The 10,671-nt window shown below is 42.0% G+C and carries 13 protein-coding genes; 6 read left to right on the top strand and 7 right to left on the bottom strand.

The features are described 5' to 3' along the window. Window positions 1–132 precede the first annotated feature (132 nt). From lpxB to surE, 3 genes are read right to left on the bottom strand one after another with little or no spacing between them, the layout of a single operon-like run. A complete protein-coding gene (gene lpxB, locus ACFFGT_RS04635; protein ID WP_377021336.1) occupies window positions 133–1,263 on the bottom strand; it encodes a lipid-A-disaccharide synthase in 1,131 nt (376 codons plus the stop codon). Beyond that, window positions 1,263–1,529 carry a hypothetical protein gene (locus tag ACFFGT_RS04630; RefSeq protein WP_377021335.1) on the bottom strand — a complete coding sequence of 89 codons (267 nt, stop codon included), beginning with the start codon at window positions 1,527–1,529 and terminating at the stop codon, window positions 1,263–1,265. Before ACFFGT_RS04630 ends, lpxB begins: the two co-directional genes overlap by 1 nt. A 4-nt stretch (window positions 1,530–1,533) precedes the next feature. Continuing rightward, window positions 1,534–2,307: a 5'/3'-nucleotidase SurE gene (gene surE / locus ACFFGT_RS04625; RefSeq protein ID WP_377021334.1), complete on the bottom strand. Its 774-nt coding sequence runs from the start codon at window positions 2,305–2,307 to the stop codon at window positions 1,534–1,536. 26 nt (window positions 2,308–2,333) lie between these two features. Between surE and ACFFGT_RS04620 the strand changes: the two genes are divergently transcribed. Beyond that, window positions 2,334–2,885 carry a Uma2 family endonuclease gene (locus tag ACFFGT_RS04620; protein ID WP_377021333.1) on the top strand — a complete coding sequence of 184 codons (552 nt, stop codon included), beginning with the start codon at window positions 2,334–2,336 and terminating at the stop codon, window positions 2,883–2,885. A 30-nt stretch (window positions 2,886–2,915) separates the two neighbouring features. Here the strand turns inward: ACFFGT_RS04620 and ACFFGT_RS04615 are convergent, their stop codons facing one another. From ACFFGT_RS04615 to acs, 4 genes are all read right to left on the bottom strand, one after another. Beyond that, window positions 2,916–3,101, bottom strand: a complete 186-nt coding sequence (locus ACFFGT_RS04615; protein WP_377021332.1) for a CsbD family protein — start codon at window positions 3,099–3,101, stop codon at window positions 2,916–2,918. Between the two features lie 128 nt (window positions 3,102–3,229). Then, entirely contained in the window at window positions 3,230–3,922 is a 693-nt protein-coding gene (locus tag ACFFGT_RS04610; RefSeq protein ID WP_377021331.1) for a hypothetical protein, read from the bottom strand. A gap of 109 nt (window positions 3,923–4,031) precedes the next feature. Then, window positions 4,032–4,595 carry a hypothetical protein gene (locus ACFFGT_RS04605; RefSeq protein ID WP_377021330.1) on the bottom strand — a complete coding sequence of 188 codons (564 nt, stop codon included), beginning with the start codon at window positions 4,593–4,595 and terminating at the stop codon, window positions 4,032–4,034. 144 nt (window positions 4,596–4,739) lie between these two features. Continuing rightward, window positions 4,740–6,668 (bottom strand): acetate--CoA ligase, encoded by a 1,929-nt coding sequence (gene acs / locus ACFFGT_RS04600; protein WP_377021337.1) that lies wholly within the window; start codon window positions 6,666–6,668, stop codon window positions 4,740–4,742. 627 nt (window positions 6,669–7,295) lie between these two features. Here acs and rpmB point away from each other — a divergent pair. The 5 genes from rpmB to rimO all read left to right on the top strand — a co-directional run bounded on the left by rpmB (window position 7,296) and on the right by rimO (window position 10,622). After that, window positions 7,296–7,529, top strand: a complete 234-nt coding sequence (gene rpmB, locus ACFFGT_RS04595) for a 50S ribosomal protein L28 (protein WP_022830076.1) — start codon at window positions 7,296–7,298, stop codon at window positions 7,527–7,529. 82 nt (window positions 7,530–7,611) lie between these two features. Then, window positions 7,612–7,794: a 50S ribosomal protein L33 gene (rpmG, locus tag ACFFGT_RS04590; RefSeq protein ID WP_022830075.1), complete on the top strand. Its 183-nt coding sequence runs from the start codon at window positions 7,612–7,614 to the stop codon at window positions 7,792–7,794. 94 nt (window positions 7,795–7,888) lie between these two features. After that, window positions 7,889–8,053 (top strand): DUF4295 domain-containing protein, encoded by a 165-nt coding sequence (locus tag ACFFGT_RS04585; RefSeq protein WP_090532298.1) that lies wholly within the window; start codon window positions 7,889–7,891, stop codon window positions 8,051–8,053. 160 nt (window positions 8,054–8,213) lie between these two features. After that, window positions 8,214–9,179, top strand: a complete 966-nt coding sequence (ftsY, locus tag ACFFGT_RS04580; protein WP_377021329.1) for a signal recognition particle-docking protein FtsY — start codon at window positions 8,214–8,216, stop codon at window positions 9,177–9,179. A gap of 108 nt (window positions 9,180–9,287) precedes the next feature. Continuing rightward, window positions 9,288–10,622: a 30S ribosomal protein S12 methylthiotransferase RimO gene (gene rimO / locus ACFFGT_RS04575; RefSeq protein WP_377021328.1), complete on the top strand. Its 1,335-nt coding sequence runs from the start codon at window positions 9,288–9,290 to the stop codon at window positions 10,620–10,622. Window positions 10,623–10,671: the final 49 nt, after the last annotated feature.

The raw sequence follows: 10,671 nt of genomic DNA, 5'->3' as shown, positions 1-10,671 counted from the left end.
GGCCCCAAGGATTATACGGGGTCTGTAGTTTGACCTTGTTTTTCCAGGCAAATATCTTACTTCTCATCCCAAAGCACGTCATTACATTTTTTTTCAGGTTTCCCCTGATCGTTACTCGCAATGACGTTTCTTTTAAGACGTTACCATTTTTTTAGCTTCCTGAGTATATTTGACAATTAACCCGGCTGTTTTGGCCGATGCCCCCGGTTGCCCCATGCGCACATCGAGCTCATTGTAACCATCAAGCATGGTTTGGCGATAGGTTGCATTATTGACAATCAGGTTTAACTCTTCGGCCATTTTGTTAGCAGTGCATTCTTCCTGGATCAATTCTTTTACTACCTGTTTATCCATGATCAGGTTTACCAGCGATATAAAATTGAGTTTTACCAGCATGCGGGCTATGGCAATAGTCAATTTTCCTCCTTTGTAAACCACCACCTGCGGGACATTAAACAGTGCAGTTTCAAGCGTTGCAGTACCAGAGGCTACGATAGCGGCATGGGTCTGGTTCAGCAAATCATAAGTGGCGTTAAATACAATGGGGATCTCTGCACCATTTAAATATGGTACATAATAATCAGCCTCGAAAGCCGGGGCACCTGCAATTACAAACTGATATTCGGGAAAATTAACCGAAGCCCGGATCATATCAGGTAGTAACCTGCTGATCTCCTGCTTACGGCTGCCGGGTAATAATGCGATAATGCTTTTGCTGGTAAGGTTGTTTTTTTGCAGGAACTCAACATCTGGTTTAAATGCCGAAACCGCATCAAGCAGCGGATTGCCTACATAATCAACGTCCATTCCCCATTCCTTATAAAATGCCACCTCGAAAGGCAGGATACAAAACAGGTGGTCAACAATGCGTTTAATCTTGAGCACCCGTTTTTGGTTCCATGCCCAAACTTTGGGCGAAATATAGTAGCAAACTAAAATGCCCTGTGTTTTGGCATACTCGGCTATTTTGAGGTTAAAGCCAGGGAAGTCTATCAGAACCAGAACATCCGGCTGGTAAGCCGTAATATCCTGCTTACATGATTTAAGGTTTTTGAGGATGGTTTGCAGGTTGGCTATTACCTCTACAAAGCCCATAAACGCCATATCGGCATAATGTTTTACCAGTGTGCCGCCTTCAGCCTGCATCAGGTCGCCGCCAAAAAAGCGAAAATCGGTATTCTTATCAAGCGCTTTCAGGGCTTTCATTAAGTTAGCCCCGTGCAAATCGCCCGAAGCTTCGCCGGCCACCAGGTAATATTTCATTATAAAGATTGTAGTTTAAATATGAATATGGCCAGCATAAACAAAAGCGAAATCATGGCAATGCCATTGCCCGTTTTATCGGCGCCCTTAGCATAGCAATAACGAAGGATAAACAGGTTGAGGGCAAAGGCAACAAAGTAGGGGATGCCCGGTTTGTTCATAAAAACAACATGGTTTTTAAGCACAAACATAAAAACAAACAAGCTAATTGCCGGCAGTATTGCGCCAATCAATAAACCTGTTGCTGTATCGTTTTTATTAAGCATGCCCTTATACATTAAATTTCCAGTTGTTTAAATAAGGGATGGCATGGTGTGCCGTCATATCAAATTGTACGGGTACCACTGAGGCGTAGCCCTGATCCAACGCCCAAACGTCGGTATCTTCACCGCCATCGTTCAGCTGAAAAACACCTGTAAGCCAGTAATAAGGACGTTTATGCGGATCAACACGTTCATCAAATTCTTCGGCCCATTTGGCTGCTGCCTGCCTGCAAATTTTGATGCCCTTGATGTGTTTTATGTTAGGGAAGTTTACGTTTAACAGAGTAGCCTGTGGTAAACCATTAGCCAAAACCTGCAATGCAAGTTCAGTTACATATTTGATGCATGGCTCAAAATCGGCTTGTAAGGTATAATCATCCAGCGAAAAGCCAATTGATGGAATGCCTTCAATAGCCCCTTCAACCGCTGCCGACATAGTGCCTGAATACAGTACATTGATAGAATTATTTAAGCCATGATTGATACCCGAAACACAAAGATCAGGTTTTTGGCCTTTAAAAATTTTGTTAACGGCAAGCTTCACACAATCAACCGGGGTGCCTGAGCAGCGGTACATTTCAATACCCTCGTAAATGTCAACCTGGTCCAGCCGTAAAGGTTTGCCGATAGTAATAGCGTGTCCCATGCCCGATTGCGGGCTGTCAGGAGCAACAACTACCACGCGGCCAATCTTCGCCATGGCATCCATCAGCGCTTTGATACCCGGGGCGGTTATGCCATCGTCATTTACAACAAGAATGGTAGGTTTGGTAACTTTCATTGTGCGAAATTAGTTATATTTGATTTATGCTGACTGCTGACAAGAAAAAATACACCGTTGATGATTATTTGATGCTTGAGGAAGGTGCCCCTTTTCAGTTGATTAACTATGATTTGATTATGTCGCCTTCACCTATCCCTGCTCACCAGCAGTTATCTGCTAAGATTATCCAGTTATTATCTAATTTTTTAGATAGCATAAATGATAATGGCTTTCTTGTAAGTGCACCAATGGATGTGAAGTTTGACGATGGTAATGTACTTCAGCCGGATATACTTTACATAAAAGAAAGTCGGGTTGTCGATCTTGTAAAAGATCGGATTGAAGGAGCACCGGATTTGATCATAGAAATACTTTCTCCATCTACTGCTTATTATGATCTCCGACAAAAAAAGGATGTTTACGAAAAATATGGTGTAGCAGAATATATTATAATAGATCCTGTACAGGAAAATGCCGATATGTATAAACTAACTGATGGAGTGTATAGTTTATATCAAAAAGTACTCAAAACGGAAACGTTAACCTCTCTGATAATTCCTGGCTTTAAGCTGGAACTCTTAAAGTTGTTTAAATAAAAAAGCCCCGTTCCCGGAGCTTTTCTGATTTTATAAACTGTTTATCCACTTTACCAGCTCATCGCGGGTTTTACCCGTTTTTTGCTGGAGTTTACCAAGTGTTTCATCGTCTTTACCTTCCTGCCAGGTAAGGTCGTCGTCGGTAAGGTCGCCGTAGGCTTGTTTGATTTTGCCTTTCAACTCGTTCCATCCGCCTTTTATTTGTAATTTATCCATGATGTTTTTTATTTAGATGTATATGGATAACGGATGGGAGGGAGGATAGTTTGATAAAAAAGAGATAAGAAGTCAAGAGTCAGAACTCAAGAAAAGAAGGATGGGCAGAGGATGATTTGAACTTTCAGTTATTTGCTCTCTATCTTAAAGTCTTCGTAAGAATGTTTGATATATTGAACCATATCATAATCGCTCCAGCTTCGTACCTGCTGTATTGAAGGCCAATATCTGATCACAAAATCCCTGGCCTGTGTGTCATTTAGCGGGGTGTTATTTTGGACAATTTGTTCATTAAATCTCATGCCTATCTCCTGTCCCTGAAGATCCGATATCGATGCTTTCTTAAATCTTCTCGCGTTTATTACCTCGCTTTTAAAGTTTTCATAAATAAAGGTCATTGGTTTAAGAAAAAGGTAATAATAATGGGGGCGACCGGTATAAAATACTCCCTTGCTCCTATAAATATGTTGCGTTTCGGCCAAATCTTTTCTTAGCGAGTTTTCTTTTATTACAACTTCCTTCAAAGTGATGATTTTATTCAAAAATGCTATTGTTGTATGTGAATCGTCAGCCACAATATTCTTAGTTTCAAAAAGGTCGTTTGAAAACTCCAGTGTGTCTCCGGGATTGGCTGCTATTTTGAACTCGCCGATATCGTTGGTTATTGCCCGGTTTCGCGTTTGCTTGTTCACAACTTTAATATTTGCTAAACGCCCACCTGCCCCGTTTTCGTAAATAATACCATTTGTTAATGCTGTATTCTGAGCGATAGCCGCAAATAACCACCCAGACAAAAGCACTGATAACCATACCTTTTTCATAAGAGAATGTAATAACTACAATATCCTGCAAAAAACTTAGGGTTAGAAACTTACATAGATGATTTAACTATAATTAACAAAGTAATCTGTGTTTGGAAGGAATAGGCTATTATTCTTTGTAAGCTTTCAGCACTTTTCTCCCCTTATCTTCCCCCTGCCAAAGGGTGATCTTATAATGATCTGTACCCTCATCATCCTCGGGATTAACATTTTTTATGGAGTAAGAATAAATGCGCACGCGATATCGTGCAGGAGTAACAATAGCTTTCAGGATGATCTTCGTATCCGGGAAATTCAGGATCTCTATAATACCCGAACTTAACTTTACACTGCCTTCAACAACATGGTCGTATTTGCTGAAGTCTTTTTCAGTATCGGCAGTGTTTAATACATTAAGTTCGGCTTTGATGTGGCCATAGCTGGCTGTTTTTATACCGATGATATCTTCAGTAGTGCCTAAGCGGGCATTTTGGGCGTCGTTGTTCCAAAAAGTGGTATCTCCGGTGGTGCCTGTAAATGCCGAATCGCACAGATAGAATTGGTTGTGGGTGGTAAAAAAATCGAGATTGTATTTACCCTGTGAGAAAGAGAGGCAAGAGATTAAGAGTAAAGAGCCAAGAAGAAAAAGTCTTTTCGTCTTGATCTTAGACTTATTGTTTCCTGTCTCGCTCATTTTCTGTTAGAATATTTAAAAACGTCATTGCGAGGCACGAAGCAATCGCAAACTATACAGGGCGAACCTACTAATCGGGGATTGCTTCGTGCCTCGCAATGACGTGTTATTTATATAGCGTTAAAATTAACTAAAGTAATCTAATCAAAGAGCTCCTGCCTTGATCTCATCAACTACAGCCGGATCAAGCAATGTGCTGGTATCGCCTAAATTTGAAGTATCGCCTTCGGCTATTTTGCGTAAAATACGGCGCATGATCTTGCCCGAGCGCGTTTTTGGCAAACCGGTCACAAACTGAATTTTATCAGGTTTAGCTATCGGGCCAATGATGCGCGATACCGTCATGATGATATCCTTGCGGGTGATCTCTTCATCGCCATGTTTATCCGGGCTCACCACGTAGGCATAAACACCCTGCCCTTTAATGTCATGCGGATAACCAACCACGGCCGATTCAACTACACTGCTGTGCATGTTAATGGCGTTCTCTACCTCGGCAGTACCTATACGGTGACCGGATACGTTCAACACATCATCCACCCTGCCGGTAATTCGGTAATAGCCATCCTCGTCACGTAAGCAGCCGTCGCCTGTAAAGTACATGTTTTCGTAAGTAGCAAAGTAGGTGGTGCGGCAGCGCTCATGATCGCCATAAGTGGTGCGCAGCATGCCCGGCCACGGGAATTTGATACAAAGGTTACCGCTTACGCCATTGCCTTCAATTACCTTGCCGTTCTCGTCAACCAAAACTGGTTGTACGCCCGGTAAAGGCAAGGTAGCATAGCCCGGTTTAGTTGGGGTGATACCCGCGATAGGCGAGATCATGATACCGCCATTTTCAGTTTGCCACCAGGTATCAACAATTGGGCAGCGGTTTTTACCGATGTTGTCATCGAACCAGTGCCATGCTTCTTCGTTGATAGGTTCGCCAACCGAGCCTAATTTTTTGAGCGAGCTCAGGTCTTTGTTTTTTACCTGGTCCAGCCCGAAGCTCATTAACGAGCGGATAGCTGTTGGAGCAGTGTATAATATGTTTACTTTAAATTTATCAACAATCTCCCAAAAACGACCACAATCCGGATAGGTTGGGATCCCCTCGAACATCAGCGTGGTAGCCCCCTGCGAAAGCGGACCGTATACGATATACGAGTGACCTGTGATCCAGCCGATATCGGCAGTACAAAAATAAACCTCACCCTGGTTGTATTGGAATACGTTGGCAAAGGTGTAGCCGGCATAAACCATGTAACCGCCGCAGGTATGTACCACACCTTTAGGCTTGCCGGTTGAGCCTGATGTGTAAAGGATGAACAGCATATCCTCGGCATCCATCACTTCGGCAGGACAGTCTGGGTTTCCCTGTGTCTCAACTTTTTTGATCTCATCTTCCCACCAAACATCGCGGCCTTTGATCATGGAAACCGGTGTACGGCTTCGGGTCAGCACAATTACTTTTTTAATCGAACGGCATTGTACCAAAGCATCATCAATAACGGTTTTAAGTGGTATTTCTTTATTGCCACGTTTACCGCCATCGCAGGTGATCACAATGTTGCACTCGGCATCGTTGATCCTATCGGCAATTGACTGTGCCGAGAAACCACCAAAAACAACTGAGTGGATAGCACCGATACGCGCGCAGGCCAAAACAGCAATAGCCAGCTCAGGGATCATGGGCATATAGATACAGATACGATCGCCTTTTTTAGCGCCGTTGTTTTTTAGCACATTGGCAAACTGGCAAACTTTATCGTGAAGCTGGCGATAGGTTAATATCCGGTGATCTTCTTCGGGGTCATTTGGCTCCCAAATGATGGCCGGTTTATCGCCAAGGGTTTCCAGATGGCGGTCGAGACAGTTTTCAGTAATGTTGAGTTTTGCACCCTGGAACCATTTGATCTTAGGTTCCTTAAAGTTCCAGTCCAATACGGTGTCCCACTTTTTTTGCCATAAAAAATTATCGGCAATGCCGGCCCAAAATTGCTCGGGCTGCTCAACACTTTGCTGGTAAACCTTTTTGTACTCTTCAAATGATGTAATTTTCATCGGTTGGTTGGTGTTTGGTTGGTTGATGAAGCTGCTACGCGCTTAAACTGTTTGTTTCCTTTTAGCTTATAACGTTTTCATGCGGGTTCAAATGGTGGGCGTAATTTAATAATTTATGTGCGATGTGTAAACTAAAATCGCTGCTTTTTAAATTTTTTTAAAAAGTAATTATTGGACGATTTGCACCTTTAGATTTTGGTATTGTTATTGGGTTGTGGAAGGGGTGCGTTAGGGATAGGAGAGGAAAGCCCGCAGCGTGCGATGGATTAGTGTAAGGCCAAAGCGAGGACTTGAGGCGGATAGCCCGGCCGCAGGCAACGCCCGGATTCTGAACCGTGATTTTTAGGATTAATGGATTGGCAGGATGTCTGAACCCGAATTAAACGAATTACGGAATTTATTGAATTTGCCTGGCATTCTCACCATTCTTTAATTCTATAAATTCTGGTTCATACAATATTTAGACCTGCGACTGGTGTTGTTATTGCCGGTCAAAAGAAAAAAATAACTTATTATTAACTAACAAGATAGCATTCACGCATCGCTATAAATCTTTTTTAAAATATTTTGAAAACACTATTGAATATTTGATTTAAAAGTCTGATATTTGCAAACTCTTTTTGGATAAAGGGTTGATAATTAAAAATATTTGTCATGTCAAGAATTTGTGATCTAACAGGAAAAGGATCTATCGTAGGTAACAACGTTTCAAACTCAAACGTTAAAACAAAACGCAGGTTTCATCCTAACTTGAAACTTAAAAAGTTTTATATTCCTGAAGAAGATAAATGGATTACCTTAAAGGTATCTACTTCTGCTGTAAAAACTATCAGCAAAAACGGTATTACCGCCTGCATCAATAAATTTGTTAAAAAAGGCTACATTTAGTAGTTGGCTTTCAAGTTTAGCAGTATAATAAAATTGAAAAATTACGTAAGCCGCGAGGTTACACGTACAACATAAAAAGAAAATGGCAAAAAAAGGCAACAGGGTTCAGGTGATTTTAGAGTGCACTGAACACAAAACAAGCGGTATGCCAGGCATGTCTCGCTATATCACCACTAAGAACAAAAAAAATACAACTGAAAGATTAGAGTTGAAAAAATTCAACCCTGTTTTGAGGAAAGTAACAGTTCACAAAGAGATAAAATAATTGGTTGATGAAGTTGATTGGTTGATTAGGTTAACATGCTAACAACAATTAACTTGCTATTCAATAAGTCACTAATTCAATAAATTAACAAGAAATGGCAAAGAAAGTAGTTGCAACCCTGAAAGTAGCAGGTAAAGGCAAAGAATATTCAAAAGTGATCACTATGAATAAATCACCTAAAACCGGTGCTTATTCATTCAAAGAGCAAATTGTCCCTAACGATTTAGTTAAGGATGCAATTGCAGGTAAAACTATATAATCACTCTTTGATTAAAATATTGAAGCCGTCTTGTTTTTACGAGAGGGCTTTTTTTGTTGATGTGCAGATTTTAGATGTGCAAATATGCAGATGATAAAATTTTAATCTGCACATCTGAAATCTGCACATCTGAAATTCGCACATTTGCATATCAACGAACATGGGATTATTTGATTTTTTTAAGAAAAAGGAAAATACGCAGCAAGATCAGCAGGCGCTTGATACCGGTTTGGAAAAAACCAAGGATAACTTTTTTTCGAAGATCACTAAAGCCATCGCCGGTAAATCAACCGTTGATGATGATGTGCTTGATGAGCTGGAAGAGATCCTGGTAACATCGGATGTTGGCGTAAGCACTACCCTCAAGATCATCGACAGGATCCAGACCCGTGTTGCGCGCGATAAATACGTAAGCACCAACGAGCTCAACACCCTGTTAAAAGATGAGATTCAGCACCTGCTTGCCGAAAATAATAGTAATGACTTCCGCAATTTTGAATATGGCGATCACAAGCCCTATGTAATTATGGTTGTTGGGGTTAACGGCGTTGGTAAAACAACCACCATAGGCAAACTGGCCCACAAGCTTAAGCAAGCCGGTAACCAGGTAGTATTAGGCGCTGCGGATACTTTTCGTGCAGCGGCGGTAGACCAGATCAAGCTTTGGGGCGAGCGTGTTGGCGTAAAGGTTGTTGCCCAGGCCATGGGTTCAGATCCCGCTTCGGTTGCTTATGATACCCTGCGCTCGGCAGTAGCTAATGGCGATGATGTTGCTATTATTGATACCGCGGGCCGTTTGCATAACAAAGTAGGCTTGATGAACGAGCTTACCAAAATCAAGAATGTGATGCAAAAGGTTATCCCCGGTGCCCCGCATGAGATTTTGCTGGTGCTGGATGCATCAACCGGCCAAAACGCTATTGAGCAATGCAAGCAATTTACTGAGGCTACCAATGTAAATGCCCTGGCGCTTACCAAACTTGATGGTACGGCTAAAGGCGGCGTGGTGATAGGTATTTCAGATCAGTTCAAGATCCCGGTAAAATATATAGGTGTAGGCGAAGGTGTGGATCATTTACAGCTGTTTGACAGGCAGGCGTTTGTAGATAGTTTATTTAAACAATAAAGGCATAAAAAACGCGTCATTGCGAGGTACGAAGCAATCCCAAACTATGCAGATTCGCTCTGTAAGTCGGGGATTGCTTCGTACCTCGCAATGACGACTTTATAGAGTATGAGGACGAAAGAATTAGATAAGCCCAAAAAGATAGCCAAACCCCGTGTAAACGTGGTTACGTTAGGCTGCTCAAAAAATATTTACGATTCGGAGATATTGATGGGCCAGTTGAAGGGCAACCAGTTTGATGTGGTGCATGAGGCCGATAAGGTAGGCAAAAATGATATTATTGTAATTAACACCTGTGGCTTTATTGATAATGCCAAGCAGGAATCTATTGATACTATTTTACAATACAGCGAGCTTAAAGAACAAGGCAAGGTAGGTAAAGTGATTGTAACAGGTTGCCTGAGCGAACGCTACAAACCCGAGCTTGAAGCCGAAATTACCAATGTTGATGCCTACTTCGGCACCAATGATCTGCAGAACTTGTTAGCATCTGTAGGTGCCAACTACAAACATGAGCTTATTGGCGAGCGTTTGTTAACAACACCTTCGCACTTTGCTTATTTTAAAATAGCTGAGGGCTGTAACCGTCCATGCTCATTTTGCGCTATCCCTTTAATGAGGGGCAAGCACCTGAGCTCACCAATAGAACAGTTGGTTGAAGATGCTAAAAAGCTGGCCAAAAACGGCACCAAAGAGTTGATCCTGATCGCCCAGGATTTGACCTACTACGGGCTCGATCTTTACGGCAAACGTAATTTGGACGAGTTGCTTCGCCGTTTATCTGATGTAAATGGTATTGAGTGGATCAGATTGCAGTATGCTTATCCGTCAGGGTTCCCGATGGAGATCCTGGATGTGATGAACGAGCGCGAAAACATTTGCAAATACCTGGATATGCCATTGCAGCACATTACAGATAGTATGCTGAAATCTATGCGCCGTGGGATCACCAAGCAAAAAACCATTGACATTGTAAACGAGATCCGTGATAAAGTACCGGGCATAGCCATGCGTACCACGCTGATCACCGGTTATCCCGGCGAAACCCAGCAGGATTTTGAAGAAATGGCGCAATGGGTTGAGGATACCAAATTCGACCGTCTGGGTTGTTTTACTTACTCGCACGAAGAAAAAACACATGCCCATAGTTTGGTTGACGATGTACCCGAAGAAGTAAAACAGGAGCGTGCCGACGCCATTATGGAAATTCAGCAAGGCATTTCTTTTGATAAAAACCAGGAGAAGATTGGCAATACCTACAAAGTACTGATTGATAAAAAAGATGGGGGCTATTTTGTTGGCCGTACCGAATTTGATTCGCCCGAGGTTGATAACGAAGTTTTGATTGATGCAAGCGTTGATTACGCTACCGTTGGCAGCTTTGTTAACGTGCAGATAGACAGCGCTGAAGACTTTGATCTTTATGGACAAATTGTAAAATAACAGTATCAGTTATTTGATATTGAATGATTTTGAGATTTAAAATCTAAAT

It is taken from the genome of Mucilaginibacter angelicae (assembly GCF_042434235.1).
In the GTDB taxonomy this organism is placed as follows: domain Bacteria; phylum Bacteroidota; class Bacteroidia; order Sphingobacteriales; family Sphingobacteriaceae; genus Mucilaginibacter; species Mucilaginibacter angelicae.
Note: the sequence above shows the minus strand (reverse complement) of the source record. Positions and strands in the feature narration are given on the sequence as shown.

Excerpts from the sequence above, each read along its gene's own strand:
- ftsY (WP_377021329.1), top strand. The coding sequence starts at position 8,214 with ATGGGATTATTTGATTTTTTTAAGAAAAAGGAAAATACGCAGCAAGAT.
- rimO (WP_377021328.1), top strand. The coding sequence starts at position 9,288 with ATGAGGACGAAAGAATTAGATAAGCCCAAAAAGATAGCCAAACCCCGT.
- surE (WP_377021334.1), bottom strand. The coding sequence starts at position 2,307 with ATGAAAGTTACCAAACCTACCATTCTTGTTGTAAATGACGATGGCATA.
- ACFFGT_RS04615 (WP_377021332.1), bottom strand. The coding sequence starts at position 3,101 with ATGGATAAATTACAAATAAAAGGCGGATGGAACGAGTTGAAAGGCAAA.
- ACFFGT_RS04630 (WP_377021335.1), bottom strand. The coding sequence starts at position 1,529 with ATGCTTAATAAAAACGATACAGCAACAGGTTTATTGATTGGCGCAATA.
- ACFFGT_RS04585 (WP_090532298.1), top strand. The coding sequence starts at position 7,889 with ATGGCAAAGAAAGTAGTTGCAACCCTGAAAGTAGCAGGTAAAGGCAAA.
- rpmB (WP_022830076.1), top strand. The coding sequence starts at position 7,296 with ATGTCAAGAATTTGTGATCTAACAGGAAAAGGATCTATCGTAGGTAAC.
- rpmG (WP_022830075.1), top strand. The coding sequence starts at position 7,612 with ATGGCAAAAAAAGGCAACAGGGTTCAGGTGATTTTAGAGTGCACTGAA.
- ACFFGT_RS04620 (WP_377021333.1), top strand. The coding sequence starts at position 2,334 with ATGCTGACTGCTGACAAGAAAAAATACACCGTTGATGATTATTTGATG.
- ACFFGT_RS04605 (WP_377021330.1), bottom strand. The coding sequence starts at position 4,595 with ATGAGCGAGACAGGAAACAATAAGTCTAAGATCAAGACGAAAAGACTT.
- lpxB (WP_377021336.1), bottom strand. The coding sequence starts at position 1,263 with ATGAAATATTACCTGGTGGCCGGCGAAGCTTCGGGCGATTTGCACGGG.
- ACFFGT_RS04610 (WP_377021331.1), bottom strand. The coding sequence starts at position 3,922 with ATGAAAAAGGTATGGTTATCAGTGCTTTTGTCTGGGTGGTTATTTGCG.